Here is a 15,415-nt window from a genome sequence, read left to right on the forward strand (position 1 = left end):
TCCCATATATGTCTTCCCACCCTTCGGACCTCTGCTGTGGCCTCAACCTTTAAAGATAGGATTGAATGGTGCAAAGTTAAGAAAAAAAACAGAATAACTGGTTAAAAGACGTGCTTTTTACCTATAAACTTACGTGAGTTCGATATAAATCCTATGAAAAAGGAGGACTTTTCCGATGCCTCGGATGAACAAAAAACAGAAAACAAACGGTCTTCCGCCGCGGCGGAAGATAAAAAATGTAAAGAGACCTCTGCAAAACCATCAACATCAAGTTCGAAAACGGGTGCGTGATGGGCGAAGACGACAATGAGCACACTATCACCATGAGCTACAGCGGCTCGATGACGGCGAAGAAGAAGAAGAAGAAGAAATAATCCCTGCCCCTGCGCCCCCGAAACAAGGAAACCGAAGGGGCGCGGGGCTTCCGCCACGGCGGAAAGGAGTTGAACCGAGAAAAAATGTCCGTCGCCCGCGGGCGAAGTTAATTAGAGTTAAGAAAATGTTTTTCGCCCACGGGCGACGAAACAAAAATTAACGGAAAACCTTTTCGCCTACGGGCGAAGTTAAAAAAGTATAAAGAAACATCCGTCGCCCACGGGCGATGATACATTTTTTAACAGTCAACTGCTTTCGCCCCCGGGCGATGACAAAAAAATAACCATTAACCTGCATGCCATTTGCACGGAGGCCAACATCGAGAAAATCAACGTGCTGCTGCCCGCCCTCAAAACCTGCATCGACAAAGAAGAGCAGGCGCTGAACTTGCCGCGCGGGAAGGAATTTATGGAGGAAATACGGGAACTCGACGCCGCGCGCGACGAAAGCTATCGTGCTCTGCAACTCTACGTAGAACTGGCCGCTCACAAACGCGCAGCCGAGGTGAAGGCTGCGGCCGACGAGGTGGAAAAAAGGTGATGACTATTTTTGACATGAACAAATCCGTGGGTGATGGCTTTGCAAAGGACTCATAAAAGGAATGTTCGTCCGCCACGGCGGACGAACAAAAAAACACGTTGGAGCAGGATAAAAGCATCTTGTCCAATAGCCCCAAAGGAACGACTGTCTGAATTTCCTTATCCCGAACTCGCGTATCAATTATAAAACAAACGGATTTACAAATTGAACGGGATTGGACTGTGGTGCAGCAAGAAGCAGGGAAAAAGTTCAGAGTAACACGTTATAGCGGCTATTCTGACAGGGATAAGAGCAGCGGTATCATCATTTTTTTCTTTTTCCACATATTTCCTGCCGCATTTCGTTGCAAACTTTGTTTTAATTGCTTACATTTGCAGCATGATGAACAAGCTTTCCCAACTGAAATACTTCCTGACCATCGGCATGTGGCAACCGCCCGGACAAGACGCCGGCCGCTGGAAACGCATGCTGTTGAACCTTTCTCGCAAGGTCTACATGGCTGTGCGGCTGTTCATCGAGCGCGGACATGTGGACTTTGCCACGCAACTTTCATTCAGTACGATACTCGCCATCGTTCCCATTTTTGCGATGATTTTCGCCATTGGGCGCGGGTTCGGACTCTCCGAATACATTGAACTGTGGCTTCGCAACACGCTGAGCAGTCAGCCAGAGGCCGCAGATTCCATTATCAACCTTGCCGGTTCGTATCTCCAACACGCCCAAACGGGCCTCTTCATCGGCATCGGTATCCTCTTTATGCTCTACAGCGTGCTGAGCCTGATTTATAATGTGGAGTACGTGTTCAACACGATTTGGCAAGTGAAAAACAAGCGACCGGTGGCCAGAATCCTTGCCGATTACACTTCGATGGTGTTCCTTGTGCCCGTCATCATCATCGTCATGTCGGGCATGAGCATCATTGCCAACACCACGACCGAGCATCTTCAGGCCTTCTTTATCCTCGGTCCGATGGCACGCATCGGCATTCGGCTGCTGCCTTTCGTCATCCTGACGCTCATCTTCACGGCCCTCTTTTCCGTAATGCCCAACACACGGGTGAAACTCACTTCGGTCATCGGCCCAGCCGTACTGGCTTCCGTCGCCATGTTGCTCGTGCAGTGGGGCTATGTGCACGGCCAGATGTTCCTCACCGGCTATAATGCCATCTATGGCTCGCTTGCCGCACTGCCGCTTTTCATGCTTTGGATGCAGTTATCGTGGTATATCTGCCTGTTTTGTGCCGAACTTTGCTACATGAACCAATACCTCGACTACTACGAATACATGATAAGTCCGTCCGACATCAGCGAAGCCAACCGCCGAAAGATAGCCCTTGTCGTGATGAAGCACATCATGCTTCGCTTCCGAAACGGCAAACCTGCGCTCACAGTACTTGAAATCAAGCAACTCACGGGCATTCCCATCCGATTGGTCGGCGACGCACTTTACCGTCTGGAACGCGTGAAACTCGTCACGACGGTGGGCAATTCCGCAGACGAAGACACACGCTATCAACCGGCACAAGCATTGGAACGGCTCCGTATGGGCCGTATCGTTGACCTGCTCGATCATGCTTGCGACAACCGATACAAGAACAATCGGTTCGACATCGCCCCTGCGCTTGACCCGAAAACCGAACGTATTATTCGCGAAGCCTACGAGGAATTCATCCGTAAACTCGACAATATTGATGACCTATAGCGAACTGTGGCGACGGCTCGTGCCACGATACGACGAGCGAGAAGCCAAGGCTGTGGCACGAACTCTACTGGAAGATGTGTTCAAACTTTCGCTGACCGACCTCTATACCGATGGGCTCGAACGACTGACCGACGCCGAAATAAGCCTCCTGAACAATCTGTTCAACCGACTCGAACAAGGCGAACCGGTGCAGTATGTCACGGGAAAAGCATCGTTCTGTGGGCGAGAGTTCAAGGTCAATCCTGCCGTACTTATTCCGCGACCTGAGACAGAATTGCTCTGCCAAACAGTCATTTCGGCTTTCAATGCGCCCTATTGTGCATTGCAACCGCCCGAACCTTTGCGTGTGCTCGACGTGGGAACGGGCAGCGGTTGCATAGCCGTCACGCTGGCACTCGACCTTTGGAACAGCGCAATCACGGCGTGGGATATCTCATCGGACGCCTTGCTCACCGCACGAGAGAACGCACATCGGCTGCAAGCACGCGTCAACTTCGAACTGCACAACGTGTTGCAGCTTGACAAAGCAGCCTTTGAAGCCGACCCGTTCGACGTCATCGTGTCGAACCCGCCCTACATCTGCGAACGCGAGCGCAGCGATATGGCACCGCATGTGCTGCAACATGAGCCTCCAAGCGCACTCTTCGTACCCGACAACGACCCGCTTATTTTCTATCGCGCCATCGCCCGTTACGCGCTCTGCAGGCTCAAACCTTCGGGTCTTCTGGCCTTTGAAATCAATCCGCTTTATGCAGAAGCGTTGAGAAAAATGCTGGAAAAAATGGGCCTTAGGGCCGTTGATGTGAAGAAAGATCCGTATGGAAGAGAGCGGATGGCACTGGCCATTAAAAGCCAAAGCTAACCATATAGGAAGTATTTTCACCCCCTTCAAAAGAGAAAACGGACATCATCTCGCGGTCCCGCCATACAGAAAGAACGGTTACAGTTTCGGTTTGCAGGCTCTTAAAAAGCGTCTATGCTTATTTGTTTCATTATTATTTAGTATAAGTAAGGAATAGTTTTTTATGAAATAAATCGTACCTTTGCCTATGATGGAGCTGAACAAAACGATAGAATACTTACGGACGAAACCGGAAGGACAGACCTTTGACCGTAAAAGTGCAAAGATTGATGCTAAATCTTTGGCGGTGATCCTCGTAGCAATGGCCAATGCTGACGGTGGAGACATTGCCATTGGTATTGAAGACAATGGTAACGTGACAGGAATTGATGGAAATGAGCAGCATATTAACGAACTCTTGCGGGCTTCTTTTGACTTCTGCGTGCCTTCTGTCGAGGTGAATGCAGAGCGATTGGCTTATACTAACGAATACGGACAGCCTAATCATATTCTCTTGATACATGTTCACCAAAGCATGAAGCTTCATACCAATCAAGCAGATGAGGCGTTTTATCGTGTAGGTGACCAATCAAAGAAACTCTCTTTCGAACAACGGTTACAATTACTCTATGCCAAAGGTGGCCGTTACTATGAAGATGAACCTGTTTATAATGCTACCATCGAAGATATCGACCTTGCTAAGGTGGAAGATTATATCAAAGTGCTGAGCTATGGCAAGGATGTCATCACCTATCTTCAGGAAAATAATGCGTTCGTAACCCATCGTGGCGGGGTAGAAAGAGTGAGCGGTGCCGCCATTCTCCTCTTCGGTAAAAACCCTCAACGGTTCTTTCCGCGTTCATATGTCCGTTTCATACGTTATAAAGGAACCGAAGCCAAGGTCGGAACAGAGATGAATGTGATAAAAGATGTGATTTTTGAAGGCACAATATTAGAAGTCATCAACAAGACAATAGCCTATGTTCAGACGCAAATCAAGGAATTTACCTTCCTTGGCCCAAAAGGTCTCTTCGTCACTATCCCCGAATACCCCGCGTTCTGCTGGCAAGAGCTGATTGTCAACGCCGTGGTTCATCGCGATTATTCCATTTATGGCACAGACATTCAGGTCAAATTGTTTGACGATCACCTTGTTGTTGAAAGCCCGGGCTTTCTTCCGGGGCTCGTGCGCACCTATAATATCCGCCATATCCACTTTTCACGCAACCCTAAGATGGCCGTCTTCCTGCGCGACTACAAAATCGTGAAAGAGTTTGGCGAGGGGGTTGACCGTATGTATCGTGAGATGAAGGAAGCAGGACAACCCGAACCAAAATACGTTCAGGACGACTTTATCTTGAAAGCAACGCTACAAGCAAAGTCATTGCCTAATGCCGAGAGGGAGACTACAGCAGAAAAAACCAAAGAAAAACCAAAGAAAAGCCAAAGAAACCACCCCAAAAAGCCAGAGAACTACCAAGAGAATATCATACAGCTCATTCAAGAAGACCCTTCAATAACAGTTATCAGGTTAGCAAAATTGCTCAAAAAGACACCAGATAGTGTAAGATATCAGTTGCGAAACCTGACAACTCATGGAATAATCAAGCATGAAGGACCGACGAAAGCCGGCAAATGGATTATTCTAAAACCAATATAAGACTAAGAAAATGAATAAAACTTTATGGAATTTAATCATCAATAACAATACAAACAACCAATAACAACAACATAAAACGGCCCGACCGGCCTCTGCATATCGATCTCCTCGCCTCGGAATGTGACCGGGAAACGAGGCGTTCTCTCTTATGATGAGAAGATGACCGAGGCCATTTGGTTTTTTACTTTTCCTATGATTACCGAACAACAAGCCCAACTTCGCCTCACTACTTTGTGCGCACAAGGCGAACACTGCACGCAAGAAATGCTCGACAAACTCGCGAAATGGGAGATTGACGAGGCTGCACAAGCCCGCATCATGGCCTATCTGACCGAACATCGCTTCATAGATGACAGCCGATATTGCGCAGCTTTCGTCAAAGACAAGATACGGTATAACGGCTGGGGACGCCGAAAAGTGGAGCAAGCTCTCTACATGAAGCGCATTCCCCGCAGTATTTCTGACCCCATTTTCGACGAGATTCCCGACGAATTGTACCTTGAAAAGCTGCGACCGCTCATCAAACAGAAGTGGCCGACCATTAAGGCTCGCAACGATTATGAGCGCTCTATGAAGCTCATTAAGTTTGCTTTGGGCCGCGGATTCGAGATGCGACTCATCAGACAATGTGTCGACGAAGCCGAACTGCCCGATGATTAACCTCTGGAACAGCCTCATCGACCTCATAGCACCGCGTGTGTGCGCCATCTGCGGCAATCGGTTGGCTGGCCCCGAGCAGGCAATTTGCGGCGCATGCAATCGTCATTTACCCCGTACCGACCATGTTCTTACACCGCTCGACAACCCACTTTGCCGCCTCTATTGGAAGCAGATGCCCGTTGGAAAGGCCGCCGCATGGTTCTATTATTCGGCCGGTTCGCCCGCCGGACGCGCCATCTATGCCCTGAAATACCATCATCAGGCCGACATCGGACGGCTGTTGGGCGAAATGATGGCCCGCGAATTCCGAACCGAAGGCTTTTTTGAAGGCATCGAACTGCTGGTTCCCGTGCCGCTGACAAGGGGAAGACAACGCCAAAGGGGCTACAATCAAAGCCTACTGATTGCCGAAGGTGTGTCGCACATCACGGGCATTCCGATTGCCGACAAGGCCCTTCGGCGCATGCGTTTCGACGGTAGTCAGACGCAAAACGACATCGAAGCGCGTCGCCAAAACGTGAAAGATGCTTTCCAGCTTCGTCATCCCGAGCACGTCAAAGGCCGTCACTTGTTGCTCATCGACGACGTCGTTACCACCGGAGCCACCACACTTTCCTGCGCCAAAGAACTGGCCAAGGCCGGCGGAGTGACCATCAGTGTGCTCTCACTCGGCTTCGTTAGGCCCTAAACATCCCACGTTTCATTCCCCCGAAAACGGCATTCCCCCACCCCACTCCCTCTCAAAAGAAAGGCAATTGAGCGTTGTAGGGACGCACGGTCTGTACGTCCGTTCGAAAAGCCGCGTGCATTGCTTCTTATTTCCCTTGAGCGGACGCACGAGCCGTGCGTCCCTACAACCGCTTTCCAACCCTATTGATACGTAAAATGGCTGATGAAATAAACTGCTCGAATGCATGTAGGGACGCACGGTCCGTGCGTCCGCCCAGATAGCTGCGCATATTGATAATCAACCACTTGCATTCCATGTTACAATCTCAGCCATTTTACCGTGCAATATGGGTGATATTACGCGACAATATGGCTCATTTTACCGCGCAATATGGCTGGAATTAAAATGCACGGTGGCTGAGATGGAAAAACGAGGACGCACAATTCGTACGTCTGTTCAAACGGAAACGCTTCCAAAAGGCTGCGAGAAGTATCAAGGAAGCTACGATTTGAGCAGACGAACGAGCCATAAATCCCAACCTATGCCTTTATGTTCCCTTCCCGTTTGCCAATGGATAAAATAGCTTTCTGGACTTTTTTCCTACCTATTTCCTTTATGTTCCTTCCCCGTTCCGATAGGTTGAAGGTTGCTGTTGATAGCGATCTTTAAAGCATTTGCAGAAATAACGCGGACTCGAAAAGCCGTTACTGTAACTGATTTCGGCGATGCTCATGTGCGGTTTTTCGCGCAACATCTTCGCAGCCTTACGCAGTCTGATGCGCATAATGAACTCGTTGGGCGTCTGACCTGTCAGGGTTTTCCACTTCGTGAACAGGCTTGTGCGCGACAATCCCATCTCTCTTGCGAACACATCTACGCTGAAATCGGAGTTCATATAGTGCTTGTCTATGATCTTCATTGCCCTATCAAGCATCTCTTTATCAAGGGGATTAGAGGCCAACATGTTGGCTTCTGTGTGCGGATGTTCGCCGAATTTGTGTTGAAGAAGGCGGCGAGAATTGACGAGATTGTTGCAACGTGAGATGAGAAACTCATTGTTGAAGGGCTTCGTTATATAGTCATCTGCACCGATTTTCAGGCCTTCTAACGCTTGTTCTGCAGCTGTTCGGGCCGTCAAAAGCACCACGGGAATGTGGCAAATGGCAAAGTCTTGCTTGATAGCCTTGCACATTTCGATGCCCGACATGTTGGGCATGAGCACGTCACTGATGATGATATCGGGCATTTCGTCCTTGATTTTCTCCAGTCCTTCCAGCCCGTCAACGGCCGTAAGTGTGCGGTAATAGGGGCTGAGAAGCGTCACAAGGAGTTGTCGGATGTCGTCGTTGTCTTCCACGATCAAGGCCGTTGCATCGAATGCTGCCGGAGTGGGAGTGTCATCAGTGCTATTTTGTGGTGCAGGAAGGGGCATCTGCGACTGCTTTTTCGGCTCTTCTGCCGTGTTTTCTGCCGTTTCTGCCATCGGAGCTACAGCAATTTGGTCGGCAGAGAAATGGCTTTTTCCGAGCGGAAGTTCCACGGTGAAGGTCGTTCCTTGGCCGACAACAGAGGTCACGGTTACCTTTCCGTGATGCTGACGAATGATGTCCTGCGTCAGATTCAGGCCTATTCCGGTTCCCATTTCGGCCAAGGATTCAATCTCATGCCCCTGATAGAAGCGGTCGAAAACATGTGAAAGGTCATCGGGGGCAATGCCGTTGCCCGTGTCGGTCACGCGGAGTCGAGCACAAGCCTCGTCACTTTCCGTTGTCACGGTGATGCTTCCGCCCTGCGGTGTGTGCTTCAATGCGTTGGAAACAAGGTTGTTAACCACCTTTCTCATCTGTCGGTTGTCGAACCAAACCGTTACATCGGTCTCCGATTTGAAGGTCAGATTGATGTCCAAACAGGCGGCATACTCCTTGAACAGACTGCAAACATCGAAGACAAACGGCGACCATTTACCCTCGTGCACACTGATTTTGGGGTGCGCTTTCTCGTGTTTCTTGAAGTCGAGCAGCTCAGATATCAACTCTCGAAGCTGATTACTGTTGCGGTAGATGCCTAAAAGTTGGTTGTAAATATCGTTGGTAAACTTGCGAGAATGCAGCAACGACTCGGCCAATCCGATGATAACTGTGAGCGGAGTCCTGATTTCATGCGACACATTCGTAAAGAAACGGATTTTCGATTGGTTGCGTTTTTCGATGTTTCTGGCGTGTATTTTCTCATATTTCAGCGATTCTGCCAGTCGAATACGCTTGCGATAACCGCGCACAAGCCACATGACAGCGATGGCAGTCAGGCAAAAATAGAGGACATAAGCCCACCATGAGCGATACCATGGCGGCAGGATTCGGATGCCGAGTCGGGCTTCCGGCACCTTTGTTCCGACGGAACGGAGTTCCAAGGTGTAGCGTCCGGGAGGCAGATTGAAGAAGTCCAGCTTCTTTTGTCCTGCGTGTATGGGGAACCATTGTTCTGAAGAACCGACCAAACGGTATTCAAGTGGCAAGGCATTGGCCTTGATATAGTTCGACGTATAGTACTCCACACCGAGGACAGACCGGTCATATCCGAGTTCGATTTCGCTGGTATAGCGCAGCGCATGCGTCAAGATTCGACTGTCATCTTCCGGAAGTATCTGTCTTCCATTGATGTAAAGACCGCAGAACCCCACTTTGTAAGGCCTGCTTTTCTTGTAAAGGTCTTGCTCTCGGAAGGCCACCATACCACGCACACCGCCCAGATATACGGTGCCATCTCGGGCCACATAGAGCGCATTCTCATTGATGGTGGCCAGCGGAAAGCCGTTTTCTTTGTTGTAATTCCTGAAGATTTTGCTCTTGATATTAAAGACCGAAAAGCCTTGGTTCGTGATAAGTAACAGTTCGTTTGCATTCAAAGAAGAAGGCTCAATGGCGTAAACACAGGCCCCAATGAGCCCATCTTTGCGTCCATAATTAATGAAACGGTCGTGCTGTTCGTCGTAAAGATCGATGCCATCGTTGGCTGTTGAGAGCCAAATACGGCCCTCGCGGTCGGTCATAATGCTGTTGATATTGTTACAACTGATGCTTCCTTCGGACGGAAGATGCCTGTAGTGGCGGAACTTCTTCGTTGAGAATGCATAGCAATACACGCCGCGTGCCTCCGTTGCAATCCACAGTCGGTCTTTCCGATCGATGCATAATCCCTGCACCATCCTTAGGTTTTCCTTGGCAAGAAGGGGCGTGAAGGTTTCCTTTTCGGGGTCCATCATGACGACACCTTCCTGCGTTGCAATGACAAGCTGGCCACGATAAGGCTTGATATCCCTCACGATGTCCGAGGGAAGCGACTGTCTGTCGCCCGCTTTGTGCCTGTAGTTGCGTAACTTTCCCGTGCTTAAAGCGATGCGATCAAGCCCACCCAAGTGGGTACCTACCCACATTGTGCGTCGCGATTTGTCGAAATAAATAGACTTGAGATTGTTATGTGAGAGTTTTGCATCAGGGTATTTGTAAACCGAGAAGGCTTGACTTCGGGGGCTAAAGATGTTCAATCCGCCCCCTTCCGTACAGATCCAAAGGTTCCCTTTGTCGTCTTCTGTCATGCGACCTACTATCTGACTGCTCAATCCTGCAGCGTTTTCGCCTTTAAATCTGTACTGTGTAAAGATCTCATATTCGGGATTGAAATAGTTCACACCGCCGAAATAAGTGCCCAACCACAGCGTTCCTTGCCTGTCTTTGATGATGCTCCAGATGCTTGCATTGGTCAAACCGTCTTCCCGACCATCAGGAATAAAGGTGCGAGACTGCCCGGTTCGCGGGTCATAACGCACCAATCCGAGATAGGTTCCAATCCACATTTTCCCCGAATTGTCCTCACAAAAGGTGCGAACGAAGTTCGAAACGAGCAGCTTTCCCTTCCGGATATTGTTGATATGTCTCTGATTATCGATGGTCCAGAAGCCGTTGTTCCAACTCCCTATCCATAGTTTTCCCCCGCGATCTTCATAGATTTGGGTGATATAACCCTCGGTAATGGGGTGCGTGAGCCTATTTCCGGCGTAGCAATAGACACCGTTTTCGCGCGTACCTATCCACATTCGGCCACGCGTGTCAATGGTCAGGCTCGTCACGTACTGTCCTTTTGGCAGCCTCACGCAGGCTTTCGATCTCCCAGTTTCATCAAGAAGCCGATGGATTTCGTTCTTTTCACTGAAGTATAATCGCCCATAATAGCATATTGCTCCAATGGTATTGCCATACTTAAGTGTCTTGAATTGGCGCGTTTGGAGGTCGAGTCGGGCAATTCCTTCAGCACAAAGTAGGAAGAGTTTTCGGTCACCATCGCCCGTAAGATAGGTCACATTATTGCAGAAAAGACTGTTGGCATCGCCGGTTTTATTGGCATATACGCGGATAGAATTACCGTCATAGCTGTTCAATCCCACACGGGTAGCAATCCAAATGACTCCATCTCGGTCGGCATAAAGGCTGTTTGCCGAGATTTGGGAAAGGCCTTCATCGGGCGTAAGATGGTTGAATTCGATGTTCTGCGCCTTGAGCAGACTCGTAAAAAGGGTGAAAATCAGTAAGAGGGAAAAGAATGCTGTCGTATGAAATCTCTTGCAGTCCATGGCTATTCCATATTGATTGAGGCACGAAGGCTGTGCCTCCCGCGCGTTAGTTTTAGGTCCATGTGGCGTATTTCCGGCCGGTTTTTGCACTATCAGTGGCATTTTGAAAGACGAAACCGGCCGTTTTCCGACACGATGGTTTTGCAATATTCGGAAAAAAAAACGAAATATGCAAGAAAAAGGCTGAGGAATTGAGGGGCAAAATGCCAAGTTTGGCCAGACAATCCCTATTTGTTAAATAAAACATATAGAACATAAAACTCTCTTTTTTGGCTTTTAAGTGATTATTTTATCCTATATTTGTGGAAATAATCTTTTACGAATCAAGACTCATTCTATGCAACAAATGACTGTAAACAAGCAGGAACAAATCCTGTCGAACTTCAAAATTGAACAGAAACCCACAGCAATTGTCCCGCTGGGAGACGGACTTATCAACGACACTTACAAGGTCGTCATGGGCGAAGGCGCCCCACATGACTACGTGCTTCAGCGCATTAATCATCACGTTTTCACTGATGTGGCATTGCTGCAACACAACATCGAGGTCGTAACCGGGCATATCCGGAAGAAGCTTTTGGCTGCAGGCGTGTCGGATATCGACCGTCGTGTGCTCCGTTTTATCCCCACTCATTCGGGCAAAACGTATCATAAAACGGCCGAAGGAGACTTCTGGCGCCTCTCTGTCTTCATTCCCCGGACACAGAGTTTCGCCCAAGTCACGCCCAAGAATGCCTATGATGCCGGGCTGGCCTTCGGCAATTTCGAATCGATGCTCACTGATGTTGACGAGACTTTGGGCGAGACCATACCCGACTTCCATAATATGGAGCTGCGAATACGCCAACTTCGTGAAGCCGTTTTGGCCGATGTGGCCGGCCGACTGACCGAAGTCCGACCGCTGGTTGACCTTCTGGAGTCCCATGCCGAGACCATGTGCCGTGCCGAAGTGCTCTATCGTGAGGGCCGATTGCCCAAACGTATCTGCCATTGCGACACGAAAGTGAACAACATGCTCTTTGATGAAGCGGGCGGAGTGCTGTGTGTCATCGACCTTGACACGGTCATGCCGAGTTTCATTTTCTCTGACTATGGCGACTTTCTTCGCACAGCTGCCAACGCAACCCGAGAGGATGACCCCGACATTGACCATGTTTCTCTGCGCTGGGATGTGGTGGAAAGCTTCACAAAAGGCTACATTGAGGGAACGCATCACTTCCTTCTTCCCATCGAACGCGAGCTGCTTCCCTTCGCTATGCAGCTGTTTCCGTATATGCAATGCGTTCGTTTCCTGACGGATTACATCAACGGTGACACCTATTACAAGACCACTTATCCTGCCCATAACCTTGACCGAGCACGCAACCAGTACCGTCTTTTCGAACTGACGCTCGCAGGACAAGACCGTCTTCAGCACTTTATCGACACCTTATAAACAGGCGTTCGTCATCGATTGCCAATGCTTCAAGCCGGCTTTTCAACTCAGTCTGCCGGCTTGAAGCAGGAGTGCGATGGCATCACGACTGCTATATTGCAGGATAAAATAGGGACGCAGGACTCGTGCCATCAACCATTTTACGCATCAATCCACCCATGATAGGTATGTAGGGACGCATGGTCCGTGCGTCCATTCAAGTGGAATAGCAAACGAATATGCAAGCTTGTTGGAGCGGACGCACGAGCCGTGCGTCCCTACATACCGTGTAACAATCAACTCGTCCACCCGTTTATTTGTCTACTGTCAACTGAAACGTGAGCGGACATACGAGCCATACATTTCTATATGCGTTTAATCGTTTTCCAATCTCACTCATTTTACCGCGCAAAATGGGTGAGATTGCAAGGTGAAATGGGTGAGATTAGCGTGCAAAATGGCTGAGATTGAAACGCAAGGTATAAGCCATTGATTATCAATTTGAATGCATGTAGGGACGCACGGCCCGTGCATCCGCTCCAACGCCTGTGCATATCCGCTCAAAAAGCCATACATTTACGTTTCATTCACCTTGAACCGGACACACGGACCATGCGTCCCTACATTGGTGGATTGGCCATGTTGCAAAAAAGGGGCACCGTGCTTCGATTGAAACATGGTGCCCCTTGGGGTGTGATATCCTGTTTTTTCAATCTTTGATATAGGCGATACGGTTCTGTTCGTCAGCAGATGAGCTGGCAAGATAGATGTTATACTTGCCTTTTCCGCGCTGCCATTGATGCGATTGTTCAGAGAAATAAGCGAACATATCGTCATTTAAGTCGAACGTAATCGTCTTCTGCTCGCCCGGATCCAGCTCTATTTTGGCGAAATCCTTCAGCTCTTTGCGCGGACGATTGCTGTTTTTATCAGCCCTACCCACGTAGAGTTGCACGATTTCCTTGCCTTTTCGGCTTCCGATGTTGGTGACGTCGATGGAAACGCGGTTGCCATTGCGTCGGAGGTTGCCGTATTTGAACGTGGTATAGCTAAGCCCGAAGCCGAAGGGGAACTGCGGTTGCACGTTGTTTTGCTCGAAACCGCGGTAGCCAACGAATATATCTTCATCGTAATAAACCTGAGAATTGGGCACTTCGCCTGCGCTGTTGGGTTCGGTTTTCACACCGGTGATGCCGGGATATGCCCTTTTTCCGAAGCGAAAGTAGGGATAGTCTTCCAAGCGTTTGGCAAAGGTGACGGGCAGTTTTCCGCTGGGATTGACCTTTCCTGTGAGGATATTGGCCAGAGAAGTGCCCGATTCGCTGCCCAAATACCAGCAATGCAGCAAGGCATCTACCTGCGGAAGCCATGGTGTGGCATAAGCATTGCCTCCGAAGGTAACGATAACAATCGGACAGTTTGATGGTTTCTGTTTGATGATATTCGCAATCAAATCGTTTTGTCCGAATGGAAGGTCATAGCTTTGACGGTCGCTATTCTCGCAATCCTGCTGATAGTTTTTGTTCAATCCGCCAACGAAGATGATAAGATCGGCGTTCTTGGCTTTCTGTAGAGCCTCTTCACGCAGCTGTTCCTGCTTGTTTGCGTCTATTTTTTCCTGCCGTTCATATATGGCTCGGCCGCTTTCATAGCCTTGGGCATAGTCGGTTGTGTGCAATTTGCGCAATGCTTCGAGCGGAGACGTGTCGCGTAGGGTCTTGAGTTCTGAAGAACCGCCGCCCTGCGTCAGTGAACGGACGGCGTTCTCACCAATAACGAGTACCCGTTTGTACTTCGTAAGGTCGAGAGGAAGTAGGGATTTGCGGTTTTTCAGCATCACAATGCCTTCTTCTCCAATGCTTCGGCACGCATCATAGTGGGCTTCGCTGCATTGACTGCCGATAGCTTTCTGCCGATTCATGCTTGTTCGGAAGATAAGTCGCAGGACACGGCTCACTTTCTCATTGAGAACAGCCATGGGTATCTGTCCTTCCTTGACGAGTTTCTCGAACTTGTCGGCCAAATAATAGTCGTTGTAACCGAATTCGGCCTCTTTTATTTTGCCATCCGTGAAGGTTCCCATCTCAATGTCAAGGCCTCCCGTCGCTGCCTGCCGCGTATCTGTGGCGCCACCCCAGTCACTGATGACGGCACCATCCCATTTCCAATCGTGCTTCAACACGCGGTTCAGCAGCTCATTGTTCTGACAACAGTGCACACCTTTATAATAATTATAGCTTGCCATGATGGCCCAAACGTGCGCTTTCTCCACAGCTCGCTTGTAAGGTGCCAGATATAGCTCGTGAAGTGCCCGCTCTGAGACGTTCACATTCACGCCGAAGCGATCTGTTTCTTGGTCATTGAGCACGAAATGTTTCAGACAACAGGCCACACCATTACGCTGTGCGGCTTGGATATAAGGCACAACCATCTCGCCAGCCAGCAGCGGGTCTTCGCCCATATACTCGAAAGCGCGACCGTTCAACGGCGTTCGAGCGATGTTGACACCGGGCCCCAGCAACACATCCTTACCGCGAAAGGCAAACTCTTCACTCAAAACATGACCGTAACGTGCCGAGAGTTCGCGGTTCCATGTAGCGGCCAAACAAGTGAGCGAGGGGAAAGCTACGATGGAATCGTTGGTCCATTGGGCCGTACCCCATGAGTTCCACGCCAGTTCTTCACGCACACCGTGTGGTCCATCGTCCATGTTTAGCTGGCGAATGCCCAACCGTGGCACGCCTGCCGAGGTGAATTTACTCTGTGCATGTAGCACTTTGAACTTCTCATGTAGCGTCATTCGGCGGAGTGCATCCTGAACACGGTCTTCCAATGGAGCCGTCGGATCGAGATAAGTCTGGGCGTTTGCCATGATCGTGCACATGAAAAGTGCTGCAAAGATTAACCGTTTTTTCATTTTTTCTTTT

Annotated in this window: 10 protein-coding genes; 8 read left to right on the plus strand and 2 right to left on the minus strand. The window is 49.5% G+C overall.

Annotated features, from left to right (window positions below; genetic code table 11):
- The first annotated feature begins 153 nt into the window (after positions 1 to 153).
- The 7 genes from H164_RS15465 to H164_RS0106425 all read left to right on the plus strand — a co-directional run bounded on the left by H164_RS15465 (position 154) and on the right by H164_RS0106425 (position 6,465).
- Positions 154 to 291, plus strand: a complete 138-nt coding sequence (locus tag H164_RS15465; RefSeq protein ID WP_019967860.1) for a hypothetical protein — start codon at positions 154 to 156, stop codon at positions 289 to 291.
- A 492-nt stretch (positions 292 to 783) separates the two neighbouring features.
- Positions 784 to 915 (plus strand): hypothetical protein, encoded by a 132-nt coding sequence (locus H164_RS16060; RefSeq protein ID WP_282705205.1) that lies wholly within the window; start codon positions 784 to 786, stop codon positions 913 to 915.
- A gap of 378 nt (positions 916 to 1,293) precedes the next feature.
- On the plus strand, positions 1,294 to 2,616 hold the full coding sequence (locus tag H164_RS0106405; RefSeq protein WP_019967862.1) for a YihY/virulence factor BrkB family protein: 1,323 nt from the start codon (positions 1,294 to 1,296) through the stop codon (positions 2,614 to 2,616).
- Positions 2,606 to 3,478, plus strand: a complete 873-nt coding sequence (gene prmC, locus H164_RS0106410) for a peptide chain release factor N(5)-glutamine methyltransferase (protein WP_019967863.1) — start codon at positions 2,606 to 2,608, stop codon at positions 3,476 to 3,478. The genes H164_RS0106405 and prmC overlap by 11 nt, the downstream gene beginning before the upstream one ends.
- Positions 3,479 to 3,668: 190 nt before the next feature.
- Complete coding sequence (locus tag H164_RS0106415; protein ID WP_019967864.1) at positions 3,669 to 5,117, plus strand: RNA-binding domain-containing protein; 1,449 nt, start codon at positions 3,669 to 3,671, stop codon at positions 5,115 to 5,117.
- A gap of 159 nt (positions 5,118 to 5,276) precedes the next feature.
- Positions 5,277 to 5,777: a regulatory protein RecX gene (locus tag H164_RS0106420; RefSeq protein ID WP_202898928.1), complete on the plus strand. Its 501-nt coding sequence runs from the start codon at positions 5,277 to 5,279 to the stop codon at positions 5,775 to 5,777.
- Positions 5,770 to 6,465 carry a ComF family protein gene (locus H164_RS0106425; RefSeq protein ID WP_019967866.1) on the plus strand — a complete coding sequence of 232 codons (696 nt, stop codon included), beginning with the start codon at positions 5,770 to 5,772 and terminating at the stop codon, positions 6,463 to 6,465. Before H164_RS0106420 ends, H164_RS0106425 begins: the two co-directional genes overlap by 8 nt.
- A 595-nt stretch (positions 6,466 to 7,060) precedes the next feature.
- Here the strand turns inward: H164_RS0106425 and H164_RS0106430 are convergent.
- Complete coding sequence (locus tag H164_RS0106430; RefSeq protein WP_025829928.1) at positions 7,061 to 11,074, minus strand: hybrid sensor histidine kinase/response regulator transcription factor; 4,014 nt, start codon at positions 11,072 to 11,074, stop codon at positions 7,061 to 7,063.
- Positions 11,075 to 11,411: 337 nt separating this feature from the next.
- Here H164_RS0106430 and H164_RS0106435 point away from each other — a divergent pair, with 337 nt between their 5' ends.
- Positions 11,412 to 12,509 (plus strand): phosphotransferase enzyme family protein, encoded by a 1,098-nt coding sequence (locus H164_RS0106435; RefSeq protein WP_019967868.1) that lies wholly within the window; start codon positions 11,412 to 11,414, stop codon positions 12,507 to 12,509.
- A 688-nt stretch (positions 12,510 to 13,197) separates the two neighbouring features.
- Here the strand turns inward: H164_RS0106435 and H164_RS0106440 are convergent.
- Positions 13,198 to 15,405 (minus strand): beta-glucosidase, encoded by a 2,208-nt coding sequence (locus H164_RS0106440; protein WP_026356266.1) that lies wholly within the window; start codon positions 15,403 to 15,405, stop codon positions 13,198 to 13,200.
- Positions 15,406 to 15,415: the final 10 nt, after the last annotated feature.

It is taken from the genome of Segatella maculosa DSM 19339 = JCM 15638 (assembly GCF_000382385.1).
Taxonomy (GTDB): Bacteria; Bacteroidota; Bacteroidia; order Bacteroidales; family Bacteroidaceae; genus Prevotella; species Prevotella maculosa.

Coding starts and splice junctions, on each gene's coding strand:
- H164_RS15465 (WP_019967860.1), top strand. CDS start 154: ATGAAAAAGGAGGACTTTTCCGATGCCTCGGATGAACAAAAAACAGAA.
- H164_RS16060 (WP_282705205.1), top strand. CDS start 784: ATGGAGGAAATACGGGAACTCGACGCCGCGCGCGACGAAAGCTATCGT.
- H164_RS0106405 (WP_019967862.1), top strand. CDS start 1,294: ATGATGAACAAGCTTTCCCAACTGAAATACTTCCTGACCATCGGCATG.
- prmC (WP_019967863.1), top strand. CDS start 2,606: ATGACCTATAGCGAACTGTGGCGACGGCTCGTGCCACGATACGACGAG.
- H164_RS0106415 (WP_019967864.1), top strand. CDS start 3,669: ATGGAGCTGAACAAAACGATAGAATACTTACGGACGAAACCGGAAGGA.
- H164_RS0106420 (WP_202898928.1), top strand. CDS start 5,277: ATGACCGAGGCCATTTGGTTTTTTACTTTTCCTATGATTACCGAACAA.
- H164_RS0106425 (WP_019967866.1), top strand. CDS start 5,770: ATGATTAACCTCTGGAACAGCCTCATCGACCTCATAGCACCGCGTGTG.
- H164_RS0106430 (WP_025829928.1), bottom strand. CDS start 11,074: ATGGACTGCAAGAGATTTCATACGACAGCATTCTTTTCCCTCTTACTG.
- H164_RS0106435 (WP_019967868.1), top strand. CDS start 11,412: ATGCAACAAATGACTGTAAACAAGCAGGAACAAATCCTGTCGAACTTC.
- H164_RS0106440 (WP_026356266.1), bottom strand. CDS start 15,405: ATGAAAAAACGGTTAATCTTTGCAGCACTTTTCATGTGCACGATCATG.